This is a genomic window from Psychrobacillus insolitus, from assembly GCF_003254155.1.
Taxonomy (GTDB): Bacteria; Bacillota; Bacilli; order Bacillales_A; family Planococcaceae; genus Psychrobacillus; species Psychrobacillus insolitus.
Window position 1 is genome coordinate 130,498 of sequence record NZ_QKZI01000006.1, and the last position, 26,307, is coordinate 156,804.

Genomic DNA, 26,307 nt, shown 5'->3' on the forward strand with positions numbered 1-26,307 from the left:
TCTACTCCTGTTCAGGACTTCGCAAATAGTAGCCAACGCCTCTTCTAGTAACAATCCACGTTGGATGACTTGGATTATCCTCAATCTTTTCACGTAAACGACGTATTGTTACATCTACCGTACGAACGTCTCCAAAATAATCATATCCCCAAACAGTTTGAAGTAAATGTTCACGGGTCAAGACTTGCCCAATATGCTTAGCTAGATAATGTAATAATTCAAATTCACGATGTGTTAACTCAATTGTTTCCTCTCTCTTTAATACTAAATATGCATCTGGTTGAATGGTCAAAGGTCCAATAGTTATATCATTTGTAACTGCTTCAACATCTTCTTGTACTGTTTGATGTCTTCTCATATTAGCTTTCACTCGCGCTAATAATTCTCTTGTACTAAATGGTTTCGTTACGTAATCATCTGCACCTAACTCTAACCCTAACACTTTATCAATTTCTGAATCTTTCGCTGTAAGCATAATAATTGGAAAGTCGTATTTTTTACGGATTTCTCTACATACTTCCATTCCATCTCTGTTAGGAAGCATTATATCCAGTAGCATTAAATCAGGTTGAATTTCTTCTACTTTTTTTAGAGCTTCATCGCCGTCATACGCACAAAACACTTGATAGCCTTCTTTTTTCAAATTAAATTGTAGAATATCTGCAATCGGTTTTTCATCATCTACTATTAATATTTTCTTACTCATATTGTCGAAACCCCTTTTCTCTATCTATATATGAAATAATTACTTTTATTTTTATTCTCTTACTCTAACACGCTTTTACATCATGCGCACACTTAAAGAAGGGCATATAAAGTCATATATTGCAGTCTTTTTAATGGCATTTGCATGCTTAGCTGTCAATTTTCGAGTAAATAACTGATTATTTCCCGGGGAATTTTATAGTACATATGCGGTAGATTTTTTATTGTTTAAGGTAATAGATTTTCTTAAACAACAAAAAAGACAGCCAACCTAGTGACCGTCTCTTTCTTACTATTAGTTTAACACAGTTAGCGGATCAATCGTTGCGCCATTTTTTTCTACTTCAAAGTGTAGATGAGTTCCTGTTGAACGACCAGTACTACCCATGACACCTAACTTAGATCCTTGAGGTACTACATCTCCTACACTCACACTAAGAGAAGACATGTGTGCATACGTAGTTTTATAACCATTTTGATGGTCTATAACCACCCGGTTACCATACGTATCGTGCATCCCTGAAGCTATTACAATACCATTATCTGCAGCTTTGATAGTGTATCCACTTGGACGAGCAATATCAATTCCCGCATGTTGTCGACCCCAGCGATATCCCATTTTGCTTGATATATATCCACCTTCTGCCGGCCAAGCAAATGTTCCTGCTCCTCTTGAAGGAATTACTTTTGTTCCTTTTAACACAATATGTTCTATTGGTTCAACAAGTACAGTTTCTTCTTTTAATGACTGTCCTACTAGTGTCCCGTTTTCTTTACGTAAAAGATAGGTAGCAACTTTCTCACCGTCTGAACCTTCTTGTTGTACTTTAGTATCGCCTTTATACATATCATCTGATTCTTTTACTGTTTTCGACTGTTTAATCACTTCTACAACCTTTTTCTCATAGAGCGCTTCTACATTAATAAGAGGTTTTGAGACTGTCACATTTAAAGTCTGCCCAATTTGTAAAACAGTTGAATCGGTAATGCCTGGATTGAGCTTCACGATCTCAGCTGCTGTGAGGTCAAATTTACTCGCTATTGATCCTAAAACATCTCCAGTAGCAACTGTATATGTTTCTTGTTCTACTGCTCCATTAAGTAAAATTTTCACTGCTTCATCTGCAGCAACAACCTCATCTGGTGTTATACCTGAAGTTACTCCTGATACTTTTTCTTTTAAAATTAACTCAGAAATTCGGGTTTCATTTTCTTGTAAATCAGGTAAAGATTCACTAGAACTACTTCTAGCTTCTAATGCAGTCAACTGCTCTTCTGTTATGAAATTCAATTTAAATTTACGAAGTGTTTCTTCGTAAGTAGCCAAATCTTTGACGTAGACTGCAATCTCATCATTAACAGACAGTGCAAATGCTGTTGCCTCTACTTCTATTAACTTATCTAATTTTTGAAGCGTTTCTTTGTCTTTTGTAGAAGATGTAAAAACTTGTTCAGATACAACTGATAAATCAGAACCTGCTTTTAATGAGAGGTTTTCATATTGGGGACTAGAAGCTTCAATTTTTTTATCAATCATCTCTTGTATTCCAGAAGTATCAGATAATGCTCCTACATATTCACCACTTGAATATATATGATGAATTTCTTTTAAATCACTGTTACTTTCTGCTTCATTGGCGAATGCCATATTAAAAGAGAAACCTGAAAGTAGCAATACAGAAATGGCCGCTTTCTTTATCATACTTGACTTTCTATTTGAAAGAACATTAAGTTTAATAGCTTTTTGTTCTTCTTTCTTTCTTTTAAAAAACATGGTAAAGCTCCTTCCAAATTAATAAAAAAGTATCATCTTTATTTTTTCAACTATTCTAATTTACCATTTTCATAGACTGAAGTGTAATATTATAGCTCATTGTAAAGAAAATGTATAATTTGATCCATTTATATATAATAAAAACCATAAAAAGGGATTAAATGATTCATTTTTAAACAATTTAACTCTTATATTAGATTTTTCTCCAAATTATTCATATTTTATACATTATATAGTCTATTTCTTTGTTATATTTGTCATAATTGAAGATTAAGAACTACGTATTGTTTAAAGGATTGTACAATATGTGAAATAAAAAAATCCTGATCCGCGCAGATTTCGTTTCGAGCGGACGCTTTCCGTGGGGCGTGCGGTGAGCCTCCTCGTCGCGAAAACCGCGCTCCAGTGGGGTCTCACCTGTCACGCTAATCCCACTGGAGTCGCCGCTCGTAACGAAATCTGCTAAGAGAATATAGGAAACAAGTGACATTCCCTGTAGAATAAAAGTCGACCAAAACCATCATCCAGGTGGAAACTCACTTTTTACACTCAAGACGCAAACATTCCTATTGGAGGAAACTACATAAAAAAAGCTACCGCAAAAAATCAGTTTTGCTGACTTTCTGGACAGTCCCGCGACAAATAAATCAATTATAGCTGACTAAAATTATTCACCTACGTCATTTGACAAAGATCCGTTTATAATCCACAAAAAAACATCAAGAAGTTTTATACTTCTTGACGTTTTTCTAATTATTATCTCCAGACACTTGATACAATGTTTGTTTGTGTACGATCTGGTCCTACTGAGAAAATAGAGATTGGTACACCTGAAAGCTGAGAAATACGCTCTAAATAGTGACGAGCGTTTTCTGGAAGCTCATCTAAAGATTTACATTTAGTAACATCTTCACTCCAACCTGCTAATTCTTCATATACTGGTTCACACTCTCCAAGAATACGAAGATTCGCTGGATATTCAGTAATTAATTCACCTTGGTATTTATAAGCAGTACAAATTTTCACTTTCTCTAGACCAGATAAAACATCAATAGAGTTTACTGTTAGATCCGTTAAGCCACTTACACGGCGAGCATGTCTAATTACGACTGTATCGAACCATCCAATACGACGTGGTCTTCCAGTAGTTGTTCCATACTCTTTACCAACTTCTCTAATTTGACTTCCAATTTCATCAAATAGTTCTGTTGGGAATGGACCATCTCCTACGCGAGAAGTATAAGCTTTACATACTCCAACAACATGTGTAACTTTTGTTGGTCCTACACCGGCACCAATCGTTACTCCTCCAGCCACAGGGTTAGAAGAAGTAACAAATGGATATGTACCTTGGTCAATATCCAACATAACACCTTGTGCGCCTTCAAATAGTACACGACGGCCATCATCTAATGCGTCATTTAATACTTTTGAAGTATCTGTAACATACTTCGCAATTTCTTGTCCGTAACCGAAGAATTCTTCTAAGATTTCTTCTACAGTAAAGCCTTCTGTTTCATAGAATTTATCAAACATTCTATTCTTTTCAGCTAAATTCATTTCTAATTTTTCTTTGAATACTTCATAATCCAAAAGATCTGCCATACGAATTCCAACACGTGCAGCTTTGTCCATATAAGCTGGACCAATTCCTTTACCTGTTGTACCAATCTTATTTACACCTCTGCGTGCCTCTTCCACTTCATCTTGTTTTAAATGATAAGGAAGAATAACGTGAGCGCGATTAGAAATACGTAGGTTTTCTGTTGTAACTCCACGATCATGTAAACCTTTTAGCTCTTTTACAAGTGCTCTTGGATCAACAACCATACCATTTCCAATTACCGAAACTTTATCTTTGTAAAAAATACCTGAAGGAATAAGGTGAAGCTTGTATGTTTCCCCTCCAAAAATAATTGTATGGCCCGCGTTATTACCGCCCTGGTAACGTGCGATTACTTCTGAGTTTTCAGATAGAAAGTCTGTAATCTTACCTTTACCTTCGTCTCCCCATTGTGTTCCTACTACTACTACTGATGGCATTCCAGCACCTCCGACAGACATTTATATGTCCTGAATTAAACAGTATAATTGTATCAATCTATATGACTGTAGTCAACCTAAAACACTAAAAACACGAACGATAAATGCTTAATCACATTTATATGTTCGTGTTTGTATTATGCTGGTGGGACTTGGTGTTGATTCCAATCAATGTTAACAAATTTGTTAAATTCCTTTACAAATGCTAATGTAACAGTTCCAGTTGGACCGTTACGCTGCTTTGCAATAATGATCTCAATCATATTTTGATTTTCTGTTTCTTTATCATAATAATCTTCTCGGTATAAGAAAGAAACAATATCGGCATCTTGCTCAATTGATCCAGATTCACGTAAATCCGACATCATTGGACGCTTATCTTGTCGCTGCTCCACTCCACGAGAAAGCTGAGATAAAGCAATAACTGGAACTTGTAGTTCCCGTGCTAATCCTTTTAGGGAACGGGATATTTCGGAAACCTCTTGTTGCCTATTCGCTTGGCTTCCCCCACTACCTTGTATAAGTTGTAGGTAATCAATCATGATCATACCAAGTCCATACTCTTGTTTTAAACGACGGCATTTAGAACGTATTTCGTTTACACGAATACCAGGTGTATCATCGATGAAAATTCCCGCATTTGATAAACTTCCCATCGCCATCGTCAATTTTCGCCAATCTTCCGTAGTTAAAGCACCTGTACGCAATACTTGAGCATCGATATTGCCTTCTGCACAAAGCATACGCATTACTAATTGCTCAGCACCCATTTCCAAACTAAAGATTGCTACGTTCTCGTCTGTTTTCGTTGCTACGTTTTGTGCAACATTTAAAGCAAAGGCAGTTTTCCCTACAGAGGGACGCGCAGCAACAATGATTAAATCATTCCGCTGAAACCCTGCTGTAATCCGGTCTAAGTCACGGAACCCGGTTGGAATACCAGTAACGTCACCTTTTCTTGAGTGAAGTTTTTCAATATTATCATATGTTTGTACTAATACATCTTTAATATGCTGAAAGTCACCAGCATTTTTTCTGCTGGCAACCTCCATCATTTTTCGTTCTGCTTCTGATAAGAGAGCTTCTACTTCATCTTCACGTGTAAATCCATCTTCTACAATTGATGTAGCCACACGGATTAATCGACGTAGAATCGATTTTTCTTCTACAATTTTTGCGTAATGACTTATATTTGCTGCTGTAGGTACTGCATTGGAAATCTCACTTATGTAAGAAATACCTCCTACATCTTCTAATTCTTTTTTAGCAGAAAGTTCCTCTGTTACAGTAACAACATCAATTGGTTTACCTTGATCACTTAATCGAATCATCGTTTGGAATATCTTCTGATGTGCTACACGATAAAAGTCTTCCGGCATAATTATTTCTGCAGCTGTTATTAATGCTTGTGGTTCTAAAAATATTGCTCCAATGACAGATTGTTCGGCTTCTTGGTTATGTGGTGGCACACGGTCCAATAATGGATCGCTCATTGACCTCTCCCCATACCTTAAGCTTCTTCTGTTACATGTACTTTTAATACAGCAACTACATCATGATAAAGTTTAACAGGGATGTTTGTATAACCAAGTGCACGTATTGCGTCGTCTAATTCCATTTTACGTTTATCAATTTTAATACCGTTTGTTTTTTCTAATTGTGCTGCAATTTGCTTAGTAGTAATTGATCCAAATAAACGGCCATCACTACCTGATTTTGCTTTTAGTTCAACAGTTAATTGTTCTAGTACGTCTTTTAATTTTTTTGCTTCTGCAAGCTCTTCTGCAGCTTCTTTTTCATTTTTTTTCTTTTGTCCTTCTAATGCGCTAATTGCTGCCGCGTTTGCTTCAAGCGCTAGATTGTTTTTAAGTAAGAAATTATGTGCATACCCGTCTGCTACATTTTTTATTTCCCCTTTTTTACCTTTACCTTTTACATCTTTTAAGAATACTACTTTCATTCTGATCGTCCTCCTTCAAATGTTTCTTCTATGGCTTGTTTTAGCATAGTAGTTGCTTCTTCAATTGTTTTATTTTCTAATTGGCATGCAGCATTTGTTAAATGACCACCGCCATTTAATTGCTCCATTACTAACTGAACATTTATTTCCCCAAGGGATCTTGCACTAATACCAATACTAGACTCACTTTTTCTTCCAATAACAAACGAGGCTGAAACATTATCCATTGTTAACAATATATCAGCTGTTTGTGCTAGCAATACCTGGCTGTAAGATATGTTGTCTGGGCCATGCGCAATAGCAATGCCTTCTTTTATGAATTCTACTGTTTGCACAATTTTTGAACGTTCAATATACGTACTTAGGTCTTCTTTTAACATTTTTTGTACGAGTACTGTATCTGCTCCATGTGTTCGCAGATAGGACGCTGCTTCAAACGTTCTGGCACCTGTACGAAGTGTAAAGCTCTTCGTGTCTACTATTATCCCAGCGAGCATTGACGTTGCTTCTAGCATAGTAATTTTCTCATTCTTTGGTTGATACTCTAATAATTCCGTAACTAATTCTGAAGTGGAAGATGCATAAGGTTCCATATACACAAGTAATGTTGGAGTAATAAATTCTTCTCCTCTTCTATGATGGTCAATTACGACAATTTTTTCTGATCTTTGAAGTAATTTTTCATCAATAACAAGACTTGGTTTATGCGTATCAACTACTACTAGTAACGTTTTATCGGTCAATTTGTTCATAGCTTCTTCTGGAGTTATGAAACTTAAAAAAAGTTCAGGCTTTTTCTTAATTTCATCTATTAGTCGAAGTACGCTATTGTCTAATTCATTAAAATCTATAATGACATAACCTTCGACTTTATTCATCTGAGCCATTTTTCTAACGCCTACAGCTGCTCCAATTGCATCCATATCAGGCATACGATGCCCCATTACGAATACTTGGTCACTCTCCTGTATTAAATCACGAAGCGCATGAGAGATAACCCGAGCTCTTACACGTGTTCTTTTTTCTACTGGATTTGTTTTTCCACCATAGAATTTCACTTTTCCACTTGGATGCTTAATCGCTACTTGATCTCCACCTCTACCAAGTACTAAATCTAAACTAGATTGAGATAGCTCCCCAAGCTCTACTAATGAGGTAGAACCGGCTCCAACACCTACGCTTAGTGTAAGTCCAAATCCAAATTTTGTTGTAGTATCTCGTATGTCATCTAAGATAGCGAATTTGTTTTTCTCTAGCTCTACCAAAATAGATTCATTAAATACTGCTAAAAACCGATCTGATGATATCCTTTTAACGAAAATACCGTATTTAGCACCCCAATTATTCACGGAAGATGTAACGAGACTATTTAACTGTCCACGAGTTTGATCATCCATACCTTGTGCTATCTCATCATAATTGTCGATAAATAAAACACCTATAACAGTACGGTCCCCATAATACAATGACTCAATCTCGAGTTGCTCAGTAATATCAAAGAAATAAAGAAGTCTTTCCTCAGCTTTATACAACACTTTATAGTTATTGTCGCCAAAGGTAATAGTTAATTCTTTAGAATCCTCGTTTTTTATTAACTGTTGAAAGTCCTTAGAAATAGAAATAAGTTCCTCACCAATAATCGTATCAAAAGGTAGTTTCTTCATCATATATGGGTTTGCCCATTCAATAATATAATGATCATTGATCAATAAAATTCCAATCGGCATTTCTAAAAGTGCCTCTTCCCCAACTTTTTTCATTCTATAAGAAAGTGTTTCTATATGCTTTTCTGTCTCTTCATATACGCGCTGCTCTATTGTCCACGAATACACTGAAACCCCAGCTACTAGTAACGCAAATAGTAAACCCACTAAGGTATTGTCAGAAAGTAGTAAATAAGATGCTACTCCTCCTAAAAGCATAAACAAAAAGAGAGGATATCGAATTGGTCGTTTTCTAAAAAAAGACGCCACTTGATCAGCTCCTTATTTTTTGTACCTATCTTTTAAATAATTTCGAACATTAAATCCTAAATCTAAAACACCTACTATAATTGTAAATGAGAAGAGGGGTATTGCAAGAAATGTTATGAGCACAGTTGCCCATTTAGGATAGCCTTGAACATTACAGTAAAAGTGAATTAACGAAACCCCTTGTAGAAAAAGAAGAACTCGTAATATTAATGCTGCATTCACAAAAACTAAATAGCCAAATGTTCCAACTTCATAAGAAATAAATATTGTAAATATAGACACGATTAAATAATACCATAACACTGCTTTTGGTAGTCTAAAATCCATGAATTTTGAAAACTTCGGTACGTCTAATCCTAATCTTTTTAATATCGGCAAGTTAATTGCTAAATAGATAAAAGCAGTCATAAATACAGTACCGATAAAATAAGAGGGGATAATGGTTTCGATCAATTGTAAACTTTGAGCAACCATTCCATCATAATCCTTTGGTAATTGGCCAACCGAAGTCATAATATTTCCGACTTGTTCGTAGTATATTTCAATACCTTCTAAAAATTGCTCTAAAATGTTCATGTTGAATAAAAAAATGGATGCTATGTACTGAAAAGCAGTCATAAATAGCAAAAATATTCCCGATGCCATTACCATATAAATTTTTGATTTCTTCGTTCTAATACAATCCCCAATTATTAGTCCAAGTGGAGCAGCAAGTAAACCGAAGATAAAGCCAAAAACCCCTCCAATTATAAAGGAAATAATTATACTTATAAAGGTAATAAATATGGCGTTTTTCCGTTCAAATTTCGCACTGTACCAAGCAATCGGAAGAACTGAAATAAACGATGTGAAGAAACCAAGAACTGGAACATATACAGACATTGCTAATAATATAGCAAACATTGCAATCATGACTGCTCCATAGGTTAAATATTTAGTTTGATTCATTTGCATGAAGGACCTTCCTTTATTGTAATCATCTATTCATTGTAACAGATTTTCTACTACAACTAAAAACTATTACTCGATCTACTAATAATAAGTGAATATATGACAAAATAAAAAAAAGACCGGTTTCCCGGTCCTTTAACATCTATATTCTTATCTCTCTTCAGTAGAGAATGGTAGTAAAGCCATAATACGAGATACTTTAATAGCTCGTGTTAACTTACGTTGGTACTTCGCACTAGTTCCTGTCACACGACGTGGAAGAATTTTTCCACGTTCAGACACGAATTTTTTCAACAAATCTACATCTTTATAATCGATGTGTGTGATATTGTTTGATGTGAAGTAACATACTTTACGACGTCTTTTGCCTCCGCGACGTTGTGCCATAATAGGTTGCCTCCTTTTCGATTAAAGTAAATACGTGAGATATCCTTTTAAAACGGTAAGTCGTCATCCGATACTTCGATTGGCCCACTACTGTTTGCAAATGGATCATTATCTACACGTGTATAATTTTGCTGATTCATTGGTTGGTTTTGCTGATATGTTGGATTTGAATTTTGCTGTGGTTGTCCACCACCAAATGGTTGCCCACCTTGGTTGCGTTCACTTGAGCTACTACGTGGTTCTAAGAACTGAACGCTGTCTGCGACAACATCCGTTGTATAAACACGTTTTCCATCTTGTCCTTCATAACTACCCGTTTGAATTCGCCCTTCAACTCCAGCTAAACTTCCTTTTTTCAAGTAGTTCGCTGTGTTTTCAGCTTGCTTTCTCCAAACGACACAGCTGATAAAATCGGCTTCTTTTTCACCTTTTTGGTTAGAGAATGTTCGATTTACAGCAATTGTAAATCTTGCCATTGCAACACCACTTGGTGTATAGCGAAGTTCCGGATCTTTTGTTAGTCTTCCAACTAATACGACACGGTTAATCATCAGTGTAAAACCTCCCTCGTTCAGCTTTTGTTAGTCGATTTTATTATTTATCGTCCATACGAACAGCAATGTGACGGATAATGTCTTCATTGATATTAGCTAAACGAGTATACTCATCGATTGCTTTTGAATCAGCATTTACTTTAACGATTTGGTAGAAACCTTCACGTAAGTCATTGATTTCGTAAGCTAAGCGGCGTTTGCCCCACTCTTTTGCTTCGATGATTTCTGCACCATTTGAAGTTAAGATTTCTTGGAAACGCTCAACTAGAGCTTTCTTTTTATCTTCTTCAATTGCTGGTTGAATAATGTACATTAATTCGTACTTTCTCATCTATTTACACCTCCCCATGGTCTTTGGCCGACTGTAAACAGTCGACAAGGAGCAAGTAATACTATTACTCACATCAATGAATTGTACCACAAAAGATTCTCTGTATCAAGTAATTGCTTTAATTTTTATATTTCATGTATATTTATATTAACTCATTCTTGTCTGGAGGCATTACTAGTGGATAAAGAAGAATACTTATCAGTTATTGACATTGATTTAAAAAAGGTTGCATTAAGCAGCTTAGTTATGACAGCTCTACTATCCATAGCAGGATTATTCATTTATGTCGAGTTATATAATGGATTTAGCATTACTTTTACATTCATTGATATTCTCTTGTTTATTATTGGTTATATTGTGCTAATCATTTTGCACGAGATTTTTCACTTAATTGGGTTTTGGTTTTTTGGGAAGGTTCCTTGGAGTAGTATGGATTATGGTGTAAATCTCAAACTTGGGGTTGCATATGCAACAACGACTATACCTCTTAAAAACAGTGCAATGAAAAAAGCGTTACTTCTTCCTTTTTGGATGACTGGGCTTATTCCAATGTTGATTGGTTATTCTGTTCAGTTACCTATGTTAGTAATTTTAGGAGCATGGTTAATTGCTGGTGCAGCTGGTGATTTTGCCATGTATAAAGAGTTAAGGAATTTCCCTAGTGATGTCCTTATCAAAGATGATCCTGTAAAACCTAGATTATACGTACTAAAAAAGAATTAGCGATTTCTCGCTAACTCTTTTTATTTATACGTTAAAGCGGAACAACATTACGTCTCCGTCTTGTACTATATATTCTTTACCTTCTAATCGAACTTTTCCTGCTTCTTTTGCTGCAGCCATCGAACCAGTTTCTACTAAATCATCATAAGCTACTGTTTCAGCACGGATAAATCCTTTTTCAAAATCAGAGTGGATAACTCCAGCACATTGAGGAGCTTTCATCCCTTTCAGGTATGTCCAAGCGCGTACTTCCTGAACTCCAGCTGTAAAGTATGTAGCCAGACCTATTAATGAATACGAAGCTTTGATTAACTGATCTAAACCAGACTCTTTAATTCCTAATTCTTCAAGGAACATCATCTTCTCATCATCTTCAAGTGCCGCCATCTCTTCTTCGATTTTTGCACATATAACGATTACTTCTGCTCCTTCTGCAGCTGCAAATTCACGCACTTTTTGTACGTATTCATTTTCGCCGTCAGCCATAATATCGTCCTCAGATACATTGGAAACATAAAGCATTGGTTTAGTCGTTAATAAATGAAAACCTTTTACAACACGTAGTTCTTCTTCAGAAAAATCAACCGAACGGCCAGATTTCCCTGCCTCAAAAGCTTCTTTTAAGCGAGTAAGAACTGGTTCTTCTGCTAGTGCATCTTTATCTTTTTGTTTCGCCATCTTAATAACACGAGCTAGACGTTTATCTACGCTTTCTAAATCAGCTAATATTAACTCTAGGTTAATTATTTCAATATCAGATATTGGATCAACTTTACCCGATACATGCGTAATATTGTCGTCATTAAAGCAACGTACTACCTGACAGATTGCATCTACTTCACGAATATGAGCTAAAAACTTATTTCCAAGTCCTTCGCCTTTACTAGCGCCTTCTACAATCCCTGCTATATCTGTAAATTCAAATGCAGTTGGAACTGTTTTCTTTGGTACTACTAATTCTGTTAATTTATCTAGACGTTCATCTGGAACTTCTACAACACCCACATTGGGATCGATTGTTGCAAATGGATAGTTAGCTGCAAGTGCTCCTGCTTTTGTAATTGCATTAAATAGTGTTGATTTCCCTACGTTCGGTAATCCTACGATTCCTGCTGTTAGTGCCATCTATGTCACTGCCCTTCTTATTTTATTAACCAATTCGATTATATACATAACCTGTTCATTATATTGATTTTGAAGATAAAAGTCTATCCTTACTGTGGGTCAGCTTCTACTAAGCGACGTTTCATTTTTTTTTCAAATTCTTTTCTTGGTATAAGCACACTATGCTGACAACCTTCACACTTAATACGAATATCTGCTCCCATGCGTATTATCTTCCAAGCGTTTGTTCCACAAGGATGCTGTTTTTTCATCTCAACAATGTCATTTAATTGGAATTGTTTACTTTCCATTTCACTCACCTACTTATTCTTTACTCTGATACACGACCATTTTCGGATATGGAATCTCTATTCCTTTTTGTTCTAGATATTCTTTCAAATCTCTACGAATGTTTCTTGCAACTCCATGCTGCTGAGATGGTAAAGTTTCTGCTACAACTCGTAAAATCACTTCGGATGCAGCTAAACTTTGTACACCAAGTAAATCTGGGATGCTTACAAGTTCCTCGTATTTATTAGGTAAGTCTTGCAAAAACTCTTTAATTATATTTTCGACCACTTGTATATCTGATTCGTACGAGACACTGATATCTATTAAAGCTATTGAATTATATATGGAATAATTGATAACTTCTGAAATATTTCCATTTGGAATAATATGAAGTTCTCCTGTGTAGCTCTTTACTTTTGTCGTACGAAGACCAATTTCAATTACTACTCCCATAGACTGACCTATTTGCACTTGATCTCCTACTGCAAATTGATCTTCAAAAACAATAAAGAATCCTGTGATAACATCCTTCACTAAACTTTGTGCACCAAAACCAACTGCAAGACCAACAATTCCGGCACCAGCTACAAGACCAGCAACATTTATGCCGAATGTTGACAATATAGCTAAAATAGAAGCAAAATACACAGCATATGTCAAAATATTCTGCAATAGTTTTAATAATGTATTTTGTCTTCGTTCATCATAAGATAAGGGACTTCTCTGTCTCACTAAAAATAGACGTTCAATAATTCGTTTACCAAACTTCACTACCACTGCGGTTAATAGTAAAACAAAAATTATTTTTAACGTCACAAACCCTAAATCTATCCAGGTTTCTTCTTTTAATAAGTACTCAGTAAATTCTTTAAACTTCATATCCATATTACTTGTTTTCCACCTCTACTTGAATAAATAAAATCTTAGTTGCATATACTGAATGAAAAAGAAAGTGAGTCTAAATATGAATTCTCAAGCAGCAATTATAAAAGATACATCCACTATCTATTATAAAGAAACAGGTGTCATTTGGCGATTAAGCAACTTCTTTTTAGAACAAATCCCTTTTAATCATCCTAACTTAGTATTCTGTTGTATTGGTACAGATCGCTCTACAGGGGATGCCCTTGGACCAATGACCGGCTCTTTTTTAAAACAGCTATTATCTTTCCCTTTTCAAATCGTCGGAACACTGGATAAACCATTACATGCCTTAAACCTTGAAGAGATTACCCACAAATTAAATAGTGCTCCTCAAAAACCATATATTATTGCAATCGACGCTTGCTTAGGTAACGCAAACAACATAGGACAAATCATTATTCATCCAGGTCCACTATACCCAGGGAAAGCTGTAAAAAAAGAATTGCCACCCATTGGGGAAGTTTCAATTAAAGCAATAGTCAATATTGGAGGATTCATGGAGTATAACGTATTACAAAGTACTCGTTTACACTTAACATACGAAATGGGACAAGTAATTTCTCGCTCTCTTCTTTTAGCTTGGCATCGATCTAATTTAAAAGTTATGGATAAAAGCAACAGCAATAGCAACTACAATTAAACTAGGAAGAAGATTTGCTACCCTAATTTTCGTTAACCCCAGTAAATTCATGCCGATTGCAATAATCATAATCCCTCCAGTGGCTGTCATTTCTTGAAGAAATAATTTGAGGGCAGCTTCTGGCACTATTTTTGTAATCTGCGTTGCAAACAATGCAATTGCACCTTGATAAATCGCTACTGGTATTGCTGAAAGTAAAACACCAATTCCAAGTGTTGCTGCTAGTATGATGGAAGTAAACCCATCGATAATACCTTTACTGATTAATAATTCATGATCATTTCGAAGTCCCCCGTTTAAAGCGCCGAGAACTCCCATTGCTCCAATAACAAATATTAAAGTACCTGTTACAAAACCTTGTGCAATACTACCACCTTTATCTTTAGAACCAAATTTAACCTCTATATATTGTCCCAATCTATTTAGCCATTTGTCTAAGTCGATCCACTCTCCAATGACTCCCCCAAAAACTAAACAAATAATTACTAATACAAAGTTATCACTTTCAAAACTCATTTGAATTCCTAATACTACAACTGCAATACCAATCGCAGACATAACTGTTTGCTTCATATTCTCTGGAATTCCTTTTAATAATCTTCCAATAATAGAACCAATAACAATTAATGCTGCATTTACAAGTGTTCCTAATAAAACCATTCCAATTCTCCATTCCAGAGAGTGATATTATTAAATGCGGATGGGGTAGGTCATGTCTGTTATGCCACATCCTGTGGCATAACAGACATGACCTGCTTCGTGAAGGCTCAGGAGGCAGCTCCTCAGCCACCGCAGAAATTACATATACTTTGTTATCTTTTAAAAACCTATTTCCAGGTGAACCTAGAAATAGGTTTTTTAGTCTTCTAAAAGTTGTAGTATTCTTTCTAAGTCATCTTCAGAATAAAACTCAATTTCAATTTTACCTTTATTTTTATTTTTGGTAATAGAAACGGACGTCCCGAAAATTTCTCTTAATTCAGATTCTTTCTCTTTTGTAAAGATATCTTTATTTTCTTCTTGTTTTGTTTCACGTGGAACATTATCATTCAATCGTTGTACTAAAGCTTCTAATTGACGCACGTTTAAATTTTCTTTAAGCGTTTTTTGCATAATTAATGGAATTGTTTTTTTCTTTTTCAATCCTAGTAACGCTCTTCCATGGCCCATAGACAATTCTCCAATAGAAATTGCCGCTCTGACTTCTTCAGGTAGAGATAATAACCTGATATGGTTAGCAATGTGGGGACGACTTTTCCCTAATCGAAAAGCAAGTTGTTCTTGGGTTAAACTTAAATGTTCCATGAGTTTTTGATAAGCCTCTGCTTCTTCAATGGGTGTTAAATCTTCCCTTTGTAGATTTTCCAAAATAGCAAGTTCCATCATTTGTTGATCATTTAACTCTCTTACGACTGCTGGAATTTCTTCTAAGCCTACTTCTTGTGATGCACGATATCTTCTTTCCCCTACAACTATTTCAAATTTAGACCCTTTTTTACGAATAATAATAGGTTGTAACACACCATGTTCTTTAATAGATTCTGCAAGTTCCTTTAAAGCCTCTTCATCGAATACCTTTCTTGGTTGAAAAGGATTTGGTTTAATGTCTACTAAAGAAATTTGTTGAACTACCTCTAATGGCTCTAGATCTTCTCCTGGAAAAAGTGCATTTATCCCTTTACCTAACCCTTTGACCATTACGTATCACTTCCTTTGCTAATTCTAGATATACATCTGCTCCTCTAGACTTTGGATCATAAATAATAATTGGTTCTCCATGACTAGGAGCTTCACTTAAACGGACATTTCTTGGAATAATTGTTTTAAAAACTTTATCTTGAAAGTATTTTTTTACTTCTTCAATTACTTGAATCCCTAAATTAGTACGTGCATCGAACATCGTTAATAACACACCATCTATTTCTAAATGCTTATTTAAGTGTTTTTGAACAAGTCTTACAGTACTTAATAATTGACTCAAGCCTTCTAAAGCATAAAATTCACATTGAACTGGAATAATGATAGCATCCGAAGCCGTTAAAGAATTTATCGTTAACAATCCTAATGAAGGTGGACAATCAATTATAATATATTCATATTGATCTTTTACTTCTTGTAATGCTTTTTTCAATCGAACTTCTCGTGAAATAGTTGAAACTAATTCAATTTCTGCACCTGCTAATGAAATAGTTGCAGGAACAATATGTAAATTTTCAACCTTTGTTTCTAATATTGTATCTAAAACACTTACATCATCTATTAAAACATCATATATACATTGATTTATTTCACCTTTACTTACCCCAACACCACTTGAAGCATTTCCCTGGGGATCTATATCGACAAGTAAAACTTTCTTACCTAGATATGCAAGACAGGCACTTAAGTTTACTGATGTAGTTGTCTTACCTACGCCACCTTTTTGGTTAGCTATTGCAATAATTCGTCCCACTCTTGCACCCTCTTCCCTTGCTTTTTTATTACACTATACCATTCTACCAAATTTTCTAAGTATTTGGATGTTATTCATATTATAAAAGAAAAAAACTCTCACGTTTTTGTGAGAGTCTAAGTAAAATAGGTAAATTATGATTTCTTTTTAGGAATTCTAACTGTAATTTGATAAAAGTCTTCTGTATCTTCTTCTTCTGTTTTAATATTTATACCACTTTTTGTGACCATAGATAAGGACTGTTTAATCGTATTTAATGCAATCCGAATATCTTTACTCACTGCTTTTCGTCTAGGCTTTGCTGACTTTTTATCTTCCTTAGTTGGAGGGTTTAAAAATTCATCTACTTTTTCTTCTAGTTGTTTTACGTTCCAATGCTGCTCAATCGTCAACTTCATTAAGTTGAGTTGGGCATCTGTGTCTTTCACTTGCATAAGAGATCTAGCATGTCTTTCTGATATTTCTTTTTTCATAATCGCTTCTTGAACTTCTTCAGGCAGCTTTAACAATCTTAGTTTATTTGCAACAGTAGACTGTCCTTTTCCAAGACGTTGTGCTAATGCTTCTTGCGTAAGTTCATGCAATTTCAATAATTTTTGATATGCAACTGCTTCTTCTATTGCCGTTAATTCTTCACGTTGCAAATTTTCTATTAAGGCGATAGAAGCTGTTTCTTTATCACTTAAATTACGAATGATTGCCGGTACTTCAGACCATTCTAGTTTAGTCATTGCTCTAAATCTACGCTCACCAGCAATAATTTCGTATTTTTCATCATCCATCTGACGAATTACAATTGGTTGTATTACACCATGAGTATGAATTGTTCGAGCAAGTTCTTCAATCTTTTCGTCATCAAAAACAGTTCTAGGTTGATATTTATTAGGTACTATGTTTCCTATGGGAACATTTACCACTTCTTCTGAACGACTATGAGTTGGACTAACTATTTCTTCTTGTTCCTCTTGTCGTTGCTTTTCCGAACTCCCAAAAAAACGAGAAAAAGGACTTTTCATCTTTCAAGCACCACCTTTTAGAAACTCTGTACAACTAAATATTCACTATATATTACATTACTACAAATGTTTCACGTGGAACATTCCTCATTAAATAATAGGTGTTTTGTTCGGAATACCTGGTTTTCGAGGGTATCTTTTCGGTGTGCTTTTTATTTTAGAAAAGACATATAACGTTCTTTCACTATTTTCTATTGGCAAGAGAAAGGTATACTCTGCACTTTTATCTGAACCTAATAATTGCAGGGCTTTTTTTGCATCTTTTAATTCATCGGAAGCACTTGTTGCTTTCATTGCTATGAATCTTCCACCTATTTTAACTAGAGGAATACACAATTCTGCTAAAACTGAAAGTCTGGCTACAGCTCTTGCAGTTACAATATCATATTTTTCTCGATATGCACTATTTTGCCCAAACTCTTCTGCACGAGCATGGACAAAATGTACATTAGTCAGTTCTAATTCTTTACTTAAATGAGTTAAAAATTGAATTCGCTTATTTAATGAGTCTACTATAGTAACCTTCAAATCTGGAAAACATATTTTCAATGGGATACTAGGAAACCCAGCTCCCGCTCCAACATCACATACCGAGTAAGAGTCAGAAAAATCTTCAAAGAAAGATGCACTTATGGAATCGTAAAAATGCTTTAAATAAACAGATGGTTCATCTGTAATTGCAGTTAAATTCATTTTTTCGTTCCATTCAACAAGTAGTTCAAAATATTTTCTGAATTGCCCCACTTGTGTAGTAGTTAACTCAATTCCTTTTTCATGAAGGGCTTGTATGAATTGTTCTTCGTTCATGTAGTTCTCCTTATCATTTTAGACTACCCAGTGATTTTCGCTATTTTACCCTGTTCAATATAAATTAGTAAAATAGAAACATCTGCGGGATTTACTCCTGAAATTCTTGTTGCTTGTGCAATTGATAATGGTCTTACTAATTTAAGTTTTTGTCTAGCTTCTGTTGCCAATCCAGAAATTGCATCATAGTCAATTTTATCGGGAATTTTCTTGTCTTCCATTTTTTTAAGTTTTTCTACTTGCTGAAGAGACTTTTCAATATACCCTTCATATTTTACCTGGATTTCAATTTGTTCTTTTTCTTCAATTGTTAACTCAATTTCAGAAGGAGCTAGTTGAGCTACTAAGTCATAGTTCATTTCTGTACGTTTCAAGAGATCTGCTGCACGAATACCATCTTTTAATTCGCTGCCTTCTACACTACGAATTAGTGCTTGTGTTACTTCATTAGGTTTTATCATTAAAGAACGAAGACGTTTTAATTCAACTTCTATTCTTGATTTTTTCTCTAAAAACTTCTCATATCGAGCTTGTGAAACAAGCCCAATTTTATATGCTTTTTCAAGTAAACGTAAATCAGCATTATCATGACGTAACAATAAGCGATATTCCGCTCTAGATGTTAATAAACGATAAGGCTCATTTGTTCCTTTCGTTACAAGATCATCAATTAAGACCCCAATGTAAGCATCTGATCTACTTAATACTATTTCTTCTTTATTTAAAACGCGAAGTCCTGCGTTAATACCTGCCATTAATCCTTGGCCTGCAGCTTCCTCGTAACCAGAAGTTCCATTGATTTGACCTGCTGTATATAGGTTTTTAATCTTTTTCGTTTCAAGTGTTGGCCATAACTGTGTTGGAACCATTGCATCATATTCAATTGCATAACCAGCACGCATCATTTCAGCATTTTCAAGCCCTGGTATAGAGGCAAGCAATTGACGTTGGACATGTTCAGGAAGACTAGTTGAAAGTCCTTGAACATACACTTCACGCGTATTTCTTCCTTCTGGCTCAAGGAAGATCTGATGACGTGGTTTATCACTAAAGCGGACTATTTTATCTTCAATAGATGGACAATATCTTGGTCCAGTCCCTTTTATCATACCTGAATACATAGGTGATAAGTGTAAATTATCATTAATAATCTGATGCGTTTCTCCACTCGTATATGTTAGCCAGCATGGTAGTTGATCCATGATAAACTCAGTTGTTTCAAAACTGAATGCTCTTGGAACATCATCCCCTGGTTGAATTTCGGTTTTACTATAATCCACTGTTTTACTATTAACACGTGGAGGAGTACCTGTTTTAAATCGCACTAAATCAAAACCTAAATCACGAATGCTATCCGCTAATTTAATCGATGGTTGTTGATTGTTTGGACCACTTGAGTATTTCAAGTCTCCAATAATAATTTCACCACGTAGGAATGTACCGGTTGTAATTACCACTGCATCAGCTCTATAAATAGCTCCTACTTGTGTAACAAGTCCGATAATTTTTTCATCTTCTACAAGTAATTCTTCTACAACTGCTTGATGGATTGTTAAATTTTCTTGCTCCTCTAGCAATTTCTTCATTTCATTTTGATATAAAACTTTATCTGCTTGTGCGCGAAGTGCTCGAACGGCAGGGCCTTTTGCAGTATTCAGCATTCTCATTTGAATATGTGTTTTATCTATTACTTTCCCCATGGCACCACCTAATGCGTCAATTTCACGCACAACAATTCCTTTTGCTGGACCTCCGATGGATGGATTACATGGCATAAATGCAATCATATCAAGATTAATTGTTAATACAAGCGTTTTTGCGCCTATTTTAGCTGATGCTAACGCTGCTTCAACGCCTGCATGTCCTGCCCCAACAACAATCACATCGAACTTGCCTGCTTCAAAGTTTGGCATGTTCGTAACTTCCTCTCTTTTTTTTATTTCCCTAAACAAAATTGTGAAAATAATTGGTCAAGTAGACTTTCTTCTACCGTATCGCCCACAATTTCTCCGAGTATTTCCCAAGTTCTTGTCACATCTATTTGAATCATATCAACTGGCACATCAGTTTGTGCTGCTTCAATTGCATCTGTAATCGTTTCTTTCGCTAAATGCAACAATGATATATGACGGGCATTAGATACATACGTTATATCCGAAGATTCAATAGTTCCTTCAAAGAATAAAGAAGCAATTGCTTCTTCTAGTTCATCTATTCCTTCTTCTTGCAATAAAGAAGTCGTAACAATTCGCTTTTCACCTGCTAATTGCTTTATTTCTTCTAGCTCTATTTGCGTTGGTAAATCCGTTTTGTTAATAATAATAATAACATCCATACCTTCAATTGCTTCAAATAATCTACGATCTTCTATTGTAAGCTTTTCAGCATTATTTAAAACAAGTAAAATTAAATCTGCCTCTTTTAAAACTTGTCGAGACTTTTCCACTCCAATTCGTTCCACAATATCTTCTGTTTCCCGAATTCCAGCTGTATCTACTAATTTCAATGGAACTCCGCGTACATTTACATACTCTTCTATTATATCCCTTGTTGTACCAGCAATATCCGTCACAATTGCTTTGTTTTCTTGAATTAAACTATTAAGTAAAGATGATTTACCAACATTTGGTCTTCCTATTATAGCTGTAGAAAGTCCTTCACGTAATATCTTCCCTTGTGATGAAGTAACTAATAATTTTTCAATTTCTTCTTTTACCCACATACCATTTTTAATCATAAGAGGTATGGTCATTTCTTCTACATCATCATATTCTGGATAATCAATATTCACTTCTACTTGTGCTATGGTCTCTAGTAGTGCCTGCCTCAATGTTTTAATAAGTCTAGATAATCGCCCGTCCATTTGTCCTAATGCAACATTCATCGCTTTATCTGTCTTTGCTCTTATTAAGTCCATCACAGCTTCAGCTTGTGATAAATCAATTCTTCCATTTAAAAATGCACGTTTTGTAAACTCACCAGGTTCTGCTAGTCTTGCACCATTTATTAACACAAGCTTCAGAACACGATTAACGGATACAATCCCACCATGACAGTTAATTTCTACTACATCTTCCCTCGTAAAGGTTTTTGGTCCCTTCATCAGAGATAGCATTACTTCTTCTACTATTTCATCTGTCTCCGAATCCACTAAATGTCCATAATGGATTGTATGAGATGCTTGATTGAATAAATTTTTCCCATTTGGTGAATGAAAAATTTGATTTGCAATAGATATTGCATTTGAACCACTAAGTCTGACTATAGCGATTGCACCTTCTCCAAGCGGTGTCGAGATAGCGGCTATTGTGTCGAATTCCATATGTGTCCACCTCCTCGAAAAAAATTACTTATTCACATGTGGATAAGTAAAACGAACATGACTTTCTAACATATAACAATAACATAAAACCACGAAAATCAGAAGTACAGATACTTTTTATAATCATCCCGGTTTTTTAAGAGCAAAGTGGGAAAGAAAAACGGATTTCAGCTTCTAACTAAGCTAAAATCCGTTTAATATTATTTAATTGATTCAATAACCAAGTAACGATTTGGATCTGTTCCAACTGAATAAGTTTCAATATCTAGCCGAGAAGATAAGGCATTGTGAATTATTTTTCTCTCTAACGATGACATTGGCTCTAAGTCTTGTTTTATGCCAGTTCGAACTGCTTTGTCTGCAACGCGTTCTGCCAGTTGTTCCAGCGTTTCTTTTCTGCGCTCACGGTAATTGCCTACATCTAACTTAAGCATTAAATATGAATTGGAATACTTATTAATGACAAGTTGCGTCAAATTTTCTAGTGCATTTAATGTTTGACCACGTTTCCCAATCAATAATGCTGCTTTTTTACTATCTAAATGCAAATAAACATATTTACCTTCTATTTTTTGAGTAATAGATAAATCATCAATATTCATTTGTTTGGCTATGTCATTCATATACTTGGCGGATTCTAGTAACGCTTGATCATTTATACCTTCTTTTTCTTTACTAGTACTAGGCTGAATTTCTGTAATTTCAGTTTCTACCTCTATTTCAGGCTCATTAACAATCTCTTCTTCTAAATCCTCTTCATTTTTTAAAACAGTTACTTGAACAACTGCAGGCTTAACTCCAAATCCTAGAAAACCCTTTTTACCCTCATCTAACACTGTAATGGACACATCTTGTATTGAAACTCCAAGCTTTTCTAGTGCAACAGCTATAGCTTTTTCTTTTGTAGGTGCAGTTTCTGTAATCTGTTTCATTTTTTGGCCCCTCCCGATTTAACAGGTTCAGTTTTTGGTTTATTCCAAGGTTTATAAATGAATAAGTTTTGAATAATAGAGATAATGTTTCCGATAACCCAATATAACGTTAGTGCTGCTGGTAATACGATACCGAATCCGATAATCATGAATGGCATAATGTACATCATCATTTTCATTTGAGGATTATCCATTGCTGGACCGGTGCGTAACACGATTAATTGCATAACACCTGCAAGAACTGCCAAGAAGATACTTGGTTCCGCTAATGTAAATCCAGCAAAATCACCCAAATTAATTTCTGGTGTATTATTCATTCGGCTAATTGCATGATAAAAACCAATTAATATTGGCATTTGAATGAATACTGGTAAACATCCTGCAGCTGGGTTGATTCCTCTTTCTTTATAAAGAGCCATCATTTCTTGCTGATACTTTTGTTGAGTTACTGCATCTTTTGAACTATACTTTTCTTTTAATTTCGCCATCTCTGGTTGTACTTGTTGCATATTTTTAGAGCTTTTTGTTTGTTTAATCATTAATGGTAGTAATACCAACCGTATAATTATAGTCACTGCAATAATACCCAAACCATACGTACCTAATAAATCTTTAAAGTATGTGATTGCTGAAACTAATGGCCAAACAATATATTCATTCCAAAATCCAGTTGATTCTGAATAGATTGGTTCACTAAATTCAGAACAACCAGCTAAAAATGTCGTAACTACTAATAGTAACAACAGTAACGATAATCTTTTTCTCAACCTTCTTCCCCCTATTACTACTTCTGTGTATGTCCATTTTAACTGATCACTTTAAAGAAAGCCTTCTTTAACTTTACTTTTTTATAACTTTTGCTATTTTAAGAACATGTTCAAGACTTTTTTTAGTTTCATGGAAATCTAATTTGGCCGCTGGGTTCCTAGCGATAATAATATAATCCATATTTCGGTATACCTGATCATGAATTTCTAAAAAGGTTTGTCTTATATATCTTTTTATGCGATTACGAACTACAGCATTTCCTACCTTTTTACTGACAGATAAGCCAACACGGTAATAATCTTCTTCTTTTTCTAAGCAATATACAACGAATTGTCTATTCGCTACTGATTTCCCACGTTTAAAAATTGTTTGAAATTCTGCATTCTTTTTTATACGCTGCTTACTATTCATCGATTCACCTGCTCCACCTAATCTTTATAAAAGAAAAAAAAGACCACTGAATGGTCAGTGGACTTATGCTGATAATACTTTTCTTCCTTTTGCTCGACGGGCTGCAATTATGCGGCGACCGTTTTTAGTACTCATACGTGCGCGGAAACCGTGATTTTTAGCACGTTTACGGGTATTTGGTTGGAATGTACGTTTCATCTATATGACACCTCCTGATTGATTATCTTAAAACTTTCTTTAGACAGTCTCCGATATTATATATAAAAACTACTCCATTTGTCAATATTTTTTCAAATTATTTTTCCGAACCAACTTAATAGAGTTATCCACAATCTATTAGTTATTAACAAATTAGCCTGTGACTAAAAAGAATCCAAAAAAAATATCCACATGACTTATCAACATGTTTTGAACATACTAATAACCTGTGGACAACTAGAGTTGTGAATAATCTAACATATGTGGATAAGTCCAAAATCACTTGTAATGCTCTCGTTATTTTGTTAAGATATTTGTGTTTTACTTTTCCAAATGGAAAGAGGCACTAATTCTTATCCACAACTGTTGATAATCTGTGGACAAGTTTTTCCACGTGCATTTATAACCTTTATCCACAACCGGTGGATTTGTGTATATCTTTATTTTTTTACATATTTATTAAGAAATGCGCAAGTGCCTATCTCAGCTACCAAGAGCGCTTTTGTTTGCGCAAGGGCAAGGCTGCTTACGCAAGACAGTTACTATGCAGAAATTTTATATAATTTCTTATATTTTTTAAAAAGGGGATTAGATTATTGGAACATTTAGAAGAACTTTGGGCTAAAGTTCTCTCTGAGGTAGAAAAGAAGACCTCTAAACCGAGTTTTGAAACTTGGTTAAAGTCAACAAAGCTGCTTTCATATAAAGGAGAAACTGTAACGATAGCCGCTCCTAACTCATTTGCAAGAGATTGGCTAGAAAATCATTATGTACACCTAATTGCTGGCATTTTAAGTGAACTTACAGGCAATGAACATCTTATATCTTTTGTTGTACCAAAAAATTTGGATATAAATGAATTTGATATTCCAGTGCCAAAAGTTCGTCCAAATAATGGCGATCAACCTGATTTCTCACCTGGAATGTTAAATTCCAAATATACATTTGATACATTTGTTATTGGCTCTGGAAATCGTTTTGCTCACGCTGCATCACTGGCTGTAGCAGAAGCACCAGCAAAAGCATACAATCCTCTCTTCATATACGGAGGAGTTGGACTTGGTAAAACCCACTTAATGCACGCGATTGGTCATTATGTTCAAGAACACAATCCAAATGCAAAAGTGGTTTATTTATCTTCTGAAAAATTTACGAATGAATTTATTAACTCCATTCGTGATAATAAAACAATTGAATTCCGCAATAAATACCGAAGTATTGATGTTCTCCTAATAGATGATATTCAATTCCTTGCAGGAAAAGAATCAACTCAAGAAGAATTTTTTCATACTTTTAATGCATTACATGAAGAAAATAAACAAATTGTTATTTCAAGTGATCGACAACCAAAAGAAATCCCAACTCTAGAAGATCGTTTACGTTCACGCTTTGAATGGGGATTAATAACAGATATTGCTCCACCTGATTTAGAAACTAGAATTGCTATCCTACGCAAAAAAGCAAGAGCAGACGGGTTAGATATCCCAAACGAAGTCATGGCTTATATTGCAAATCAAATAGATACGAATATTCGGGAATTAGAAGGGGCACTTATCCGTGTTGTGGCTTATTCTTCACTTGTAAATAAAGATATAAATGCAGAATTAGCTGAGGAAGCATTGAAGGATATTATGCCTAATGCAAGACCAAGAATTATTACAATCCTTGATATCCAAAAGGTTGTCGGGGAACATTTCCATATTAGATTAGAAGATTTTACAGCTAAAAGACGTACAAAATCGATTGCATTTCCAAGACAAGTAGCAATGTATCTTTCTCGTGAATTAACAGATTTTTCTCTGCCTAAAATTGGAGAAGAATTTGGAGGTCGCGATCATACAACAGTAATTCATGCTCACGAGAAAATTTCAACGATGTTAAAAGTGGATGCAAATTTACAAGATGATGTAAAACAAATAAAATCTATTCTCGGGCGATAAATGTATTTGTGGATAAGTAGGTAAGTTTACTTGTTGTTTACAAACAACTTATCCACATGTGAATAGTTTAGTCTAAGTAAGGCAAAACTAACTTATCAACA

The 26,307-nt window shown here is 34.9% G+C and carries 27 protein-coding genes; 3 read left to right on the top strand and 24 right to left on the bottom strand.

Annotated elements, in window-relative coordinates; genetic code table 11:
• Position 1: 1 nt before the first annotated feature.
• The 10 genes from yycF to rpsF all read right to left on the bottom strand — a co-directional run bounded on the left by yycF (position 2) and on the right by rpsF (position 10,678).
• Positions 2-706, bottom strand: coding sequence for a response regulator YycF (gene yycF / locus C7437_RS13060; protein WP_111440176.1), 705 nt, complete (start codon positions 704-706; stop codon positions 2-4).
• A 294-nt stretch (positions 707-1,000) separates the two neighbouring features.
• A complete protein-coding gene (locus C7437_RS13065; RefSeq protein WP_111440177.1) occupies positions 1,001-2,479 on the bottom strand; it encodes a M23 family metallopeptidase in 1,479 nt (492 codons plus the stop codon).
• Between the two features lie 756 nt (positions 2,480-3,235).
• On the bottom strand, positions 3,236-4,522 hold the full coding sequence (locus C7437_RS13070; RefSeq protein ID WP_111440178.1) for an adenylosuccinate synthase: 1,287 nt from the start codon (positions 4,520-4,522) through the stop codon (positions 3,236-3,238).
• Positions 4,523-4,659: 137 nt separating this feature from the next.
• Entirely contained in the window at positions 4,660-6,015 is a 1,356-nt protein-coding gene (dnaB, locus tag C7437_RS13075) for a replicative DNA helicase (RefSeq protein ID WP_111440179.1), read from the bottom strand.
• A gap of 17 nt (positions 6,016-6,032) precedes the next feature.
• Positions 6,033-6,482 (bottom strand): 50S ribosomal protein L9, encoded by a 450-nt coding sequence (rplI, locus tag C7437_RS13080; RefSeq protein WP_111440180.1) that lies wholly within the window; start codon positions 6,480-6,482, stop codon positions 6,033-6,035.
• The gene (locus tag C7437_RS13085) at positions 6,479-8,455 is read right to left on the bottom strand and encodes a DHH family phosphoesterase (RefSeq protein ID WP_170122378.1); all 1,977 of its coding nucleotides are present in this window, start codon (positions 8,453-8,455) and stop codon (positions 6,479-6,481) included. The genes rplI and C7437_RS13085 overlap by 4 nt, the downstream gene beginning before the upstream one ends.
• Positions 8,456-8,467: 12 nt before the next feature.
• Entirely contained in the window at positions 8,468-9,409 is a 942-nt protein-coding gene (locus C7437_RS13090) for a YybS family protein (protein ID WP_111440181.1), read from the bottom strand.
• A gap of 147 nt (positions 9,410-9,556) precedes the next feature.
• The gene (gene rpsR, locus C7437_RS13095) at positions 9,557-9,796 is read right to left on the bottom strand and encodes a 30S ribosomal protein S18 (protein WP_211310028.1); all 240 of its coding nucleotides are present in this window, start codon (positions 9,794-9,796) and stop codon (positions 9,557-9,559) included.
• A gap of 44 nt (positions 9,797-9,840) precedes the next feature.
• Positions 9,841-10,344: a single-stranded DNA-binding protein gene (gene ssb / locus C7437_RS13100; RefSeq protein WP_111440183.1), complete on the bottom strand. Its 504-nt coding sequence runs from the start codon at positions 10,342-10,344 to the stop codon at positions 9,841-9,843.
• Positions 10,345-10,387: 43 nt separating this feature from the next.
• Positions 10,388-10,678 carry a 30S ribosomal protein S6 gene (gene rpsF, locus C7437_RS13105; protein WP_111440184.1) on the bottom strand — a complete coding sequence of 97 codons (291 nt, stop codon included), beginning with the start codon at positions 10,676-10,678 and terminating at the stop codon, positions 10,388-10,390.
• A gap of 177 nt (positions 10,679-10,855) precedes the next feature.
• On the opposite strand from rpsF, the gene C7437_RS13110 reads away from it, so the two are divergent.
• Positions 10,856-11,401: a DUF3267 domain-containing protein gene (locus tag C7437_RS13110; RefSeq protein ID WP_245909288.1), complete on the top strand. Its 546-nt coding sequence runs from the start codon at positions 10,856-10,858 to the stop codon at positions 11,399-11,401.
• A gap of 24 nt (positions 11,402-11,425) precedes the next feature.
• Here the strand turns inward: C7437_RS13110 and ychF are convergent, their stop codons facing one another.
• From ychF to C7437_RS13125, 3 genes are all read right to left on the bottom strand, one after another.
• Entirely contained in the window at positions 11,426-12,526 is a 1,101-nt protein-coding gene (ychF, locus tag C7437_RS13115) for a redox-regulated ATPase YchF (protein ID WP_111440185.1), read from the bottom strand.
• A gap of 89 nt (positions 12,527-12,615) precedes the next feature.
• Complete coding sequence (locus tag C7437_RS13120) at positions 12,616-12,816, bottom strand: DUF951 domain-containing protein (RefSeq protein ID WP_111440186.1); 201 nt, start codon at positions 12,814-12,816, stop codon at positions 12,616-12,618.
• A 13-nt stretch (positions 12,817-12,829) separates the two neighbouring features.
• Positions 12,830-13,681: a mechanosensitive ion channel family protein gene (locus C7437_RS13125; RefSeq protein WP_111440187.1), complete on the bottom strand. Its 852-nt coding sequence runs from the start codon at positions 13,679-13,681 to the stop codon at positions 12,830-12,832.
• Between the two features lie 79 nt (positions 13,682-13,760).
• Between C7437_RS13125 and yyaC the strand changes: the two genes are divergently transcribed.
• Complete coding sequence (gene yyaC, locus C7437_RS13130; protein ID WP_111440188.1) at positions 13,761-14,360, top strand: spore protease YyaC; 600 nt, start codon at positions 13,761-13,763, stop codon at positions 14,358-14,360.
• Here yyaC and C7437_RS13135 read toward each other — a convergent pair.
• The 11 genes from C7437_RS13135 to rpmH all read right to left on the bottom strand — a co-directional run bounded on the left by C7437_RS13135 (position 14,316) and on the right by rpmH (position 24,266).
• Positions 14,316-15,020, bottom strand: a complete 705-nt coding sequence (locus C7437_RS13135; RefSeq protein WP_111440189.1) for a DUF554 domain-containing protein — start codon at positions 15,018-15,020, stop codon at positions 14,316-14,318. The two genes, yyaC and C7437_RS13135, sit on opposite strands and share 45 nt — an antisense overlap.
• Positions 15,021-15,218: 198 nt before the next feature.
• Positions 15,219-16,058, bottom strand: coding sequence for a ParB/RepB/Spo0J family partition protein (locus C7437_RS13140; RefSeq protein ID WP_111440190.1), 840 nt, complete (start codon positions 16,056-16,058; stop codon positions 15,219-15,221).
• A complete protein-coding gene (locus tag C7437_RS13145) occupies positions 16,039-16,812 on the bottom strand; it encodes a ParA family protein (protein ID WP_111440191.1) in 774 nt (257 codons plus the stop codon). The genes C7437_RS13140 and C7437_RS13145 overlap by 20 nt, the downstream gene beginning before the upstream one ends.
• A 134-nt stretch (positions 16,813-16,946) precedes the next feature.
• On the bottom strand, positions 16,947-17,828 hold the full coding sequence (gene noc / locus C7437_RS13150; protein ID WP_111440192.1) for a nucleoid occlusion protein: 882 nt from the start codon (positions 17,826-17,828) through the stop codon (positions 16,947-16,949).
• 90 nt (positions 17,829-17,918) lie between these two features.
• On the bottom strand, positions 17,919-18,635 hold the full coding sequence (rsmG, locus tag C7437_RS13155) for a 16S rRNA (guanine(527)-N(7))-methyltransferase RsmG (RefSeq protein WP_111440193.1): 717 nt from the start codon (positions 18,633-18,635) through the stop codon (positions 17,919-17,921).
• Positions 18,636-18,658: 23 nt separating this feature from the next.
• Positions 18,659-20,548 (bottom strand): tRNA uridine-5-carboxymethylaminomethyl(34) synthesis enzyme MnmG, encoded by a 1,890-nt coding sequence (mnmG, locus tag C7437_RS13160; protein ID WP_111440194.1) that lies wholly within the window; start codon positions 20,546-20,548, stop codon positions 18,659-18,661.
• Between the two features lie 23 nt (positions 20,549-20,571).
• On the bottom strand, positions 20,572-21,957 hold the full coding sequence (gene mnmE, locus C7437_RS13165) for a tRNA uridine-5-carboxymethylaminomethyl(34) synthesis GTPase MnmE (RefSeq protein WP_111440195.1): 1,386 nt from the start codon (positions 21,955-21,957) through the stop codon (positions 20,572-20,574).
• 200 nt (positions 21,958-22,157) lie between these two features.
• Positions 22,158-22,889: an RNA-binding cell elongation regulator Jag/EloR gene (jag, locus tag C7437_RS13170; protein ID WP_111440196.1), complete on the bottom strand. Its 732-nt coding sequence runs from the start codon at positions 22,887-22,889 to the stop codon at positions 22,158-22,160.
• Complete coding sequence (yidC, locus tag C7437_RS13175) at positions 22,886-23,656, bottom strand: membrane protein insertase YidC (protein WP_111440197.1); 771 nt, start codon at positions 23,654-23,656, stop codon at positions 22,886-22,888. The genes jag and yidC overlap by 4 nt, the downstream gene beginning before the upstream one ends.
• A gap of 73 nt (positions 23,657-23,729) precedes the next feature.
• Entirely contained in the window at positions 23,730-24,068 is a 339-nt protein-coding gene (gene rnpA, locus C7437_RS13180; protein WP_111440198.1) for a ribonuclease P protein component, read from the bottom strand.
• A gap of 63 nt (positions 24,069-24,131) precedes the next feature.
• The gene (rpmH, locus tag C7437_RS13185) at positions 24,132-24,266 is read right to left on the bottom strand and encodes a 50S ribosomal protein L34 (protein ID WP_111440199.1); all 135 of its coding nucleotides are present in this window, start codon (positions 24,264-24,266) and stop codon (positions 24,132-24,134) included.
• 596 nt (positions 24,267-24,862) lie between these two features.
• Here rpmH and dnaA point away from each other — a divergent pair.
• Complete coding sequence (gene dnaA, locus C7437_RS13190; RefSeq protein WP_111440200.1) at positions 24,863-26,206, top strand: chromosomal replication initiator protein DnaA; 1,344 nt, start codon at positions 24,863-24,865, stop codon at positions 26,204-26,206.
• Positions 26,207-26,307: the final 101 nt, after the last annotated feature.

Excerpts from the sequence above, each read along its gene's own strand:
- ssb (WP_111440183.1), bottom strand. The coding sequence starts at position 10,344 with ATGATTAACCGTGTCGTATTAGTTGGAAGACTAACAAAAGATCCGGAA.
- rsmG (WP_111440193.1), bottom strand. The coding sequence starts at position 18,635 with ATGAACGAAGAACAATTCATACAAGCCCTTCATGAAAAAGGAATTGAG.
- rnpA (WP_111440198.1), bottom strand. The coding sequence starts at position 24,068 with ATGAATAGTAAGCAGCGTATAAAAAAGAATGCAGAATTTCAAACAATT.
- noc (WP_111440192.1), bottom strand. The coding sequence starts at position 17,828 with ATGAAAAGTCCTTTTTCTCGTTTTTTTGGGAGTTCGGAAAAGCAACGA.
- C7437_RS13065 (WP_111440177.1), bottom strand. The coding sequence starts at position 2,479 with ATGTTTTTTAAAAGAAAGAAAGAAGAACAAAAAGCTATTAAACTTAAT.
- C7437_RS13125 (WP_111440187.1), bottom strand. The coding sequence starts at position 13,681 with ATGGATATGAAGTTTAAAGAATTTACTGAGTACTTATTAAAAGAAGAA.
- yycF (WP_111440176.1), bottom strand. The coding sequence starts at position 706 with ATGAGTAAGAAAATATTAATAGTAGATGATGAAAAACCGATTGCAGAT.
- C7437_RS13135 (WP_111440189.1), bottom strand. The coding sequence starts at position 15,020 with ATGGTTTTATTAGGAACACTTGTAAATGCAGCATTAATTGTTATTGGT.
- yyaC (WP_111440188.1), top strand. The coding sequence starts at position 13,761 with ATGAATTCTCAAGCAGCAATTATAAAAGATACATCCACTATCTATTAT.
- ychF (WP_111440185.1), bottom strand. The coding sequence starts at position 12,526 with ATGGCACTAACAGCAGGAATCGTAGGATTACCGAACGTAGGGAAATCA.
- C7437_RS13070 (WP_111440178.1), bottom strand. The coding sequence starts at position 4,522 with ATGCCATCAGTAGTAGTAGTAGGAACACAATGGGGAGACGAAGGTAAA.
- mnmG (WP_111440194.1), bottom strand. The coding sequence starts at position 20,548 with ATGCCAAACTTTGAAGCAGGCAAGTTCGATGTGATTGTTGTTGGGGCA.
- rplI (WP_111440180.1), bottom strand. The coding sequence starts at position 6,482 with ATGAAAGTAGTATTCTTAAAAGATGTAAAAGGTAAAGGTAAAAAAGGG.
- rpmH (WP_111440199.1), bottom strand. The coding sequence starts at position 24,266 with ATGAAACGTACATTCCAACCAAATACCCGTAAACGTGCTAAAAATCAC.
- mnmE (WP_111440195.1), bottom strand. The coding sequence starts at position 21,957 with ATGGAATTCGACACAATAGCCGCTATCTCGACACCGCTTGGAGAAGGT.
- C7437_RS13140 (WP_111440190.1), bottom strand. The coding sequence starts at position 16,058 with ATGGTCAAAGGGTTAGGTAAAGGGATAAATGCACTTTTTCCAGGAGAA.
- jag (WP_111440196.1), bottom strand. The coding sequence starts at position 22,889 with ATGAAACAGATTACAGAAACTGCACCTACAAAAGAAAAAGCTATAGCT.
- C7437_RS13120 (WP_111440186.1), bottom strand. The coding sequence starts at position 12,816 with ATGGAAAGTAAACAATTCCAATTAAATGACATTGTTGAGATGAAAAAA.
- rpsF (WP_111440184.1), bottom strand. The coding sequence starts at position 10,678 with ATGAGAAAGTACGAATTAATGTACATTATTCAACCAGCAATTGAAGAA.
- C7437_RS13090 (WP_111440181.1), bottom strand. The coding sequence starts at position 9,409 with ATGCAAATGAATCAAACTAAATATTTAACCTATGGAGCAGTCATGATT.
- dnaB (WP_111440179.1), bottom strand. The coding sequence starts at position 6,015 with ATGAGCGATCCATTATTGGACCGTGTGCCACCACATAACCAAGAAGCC.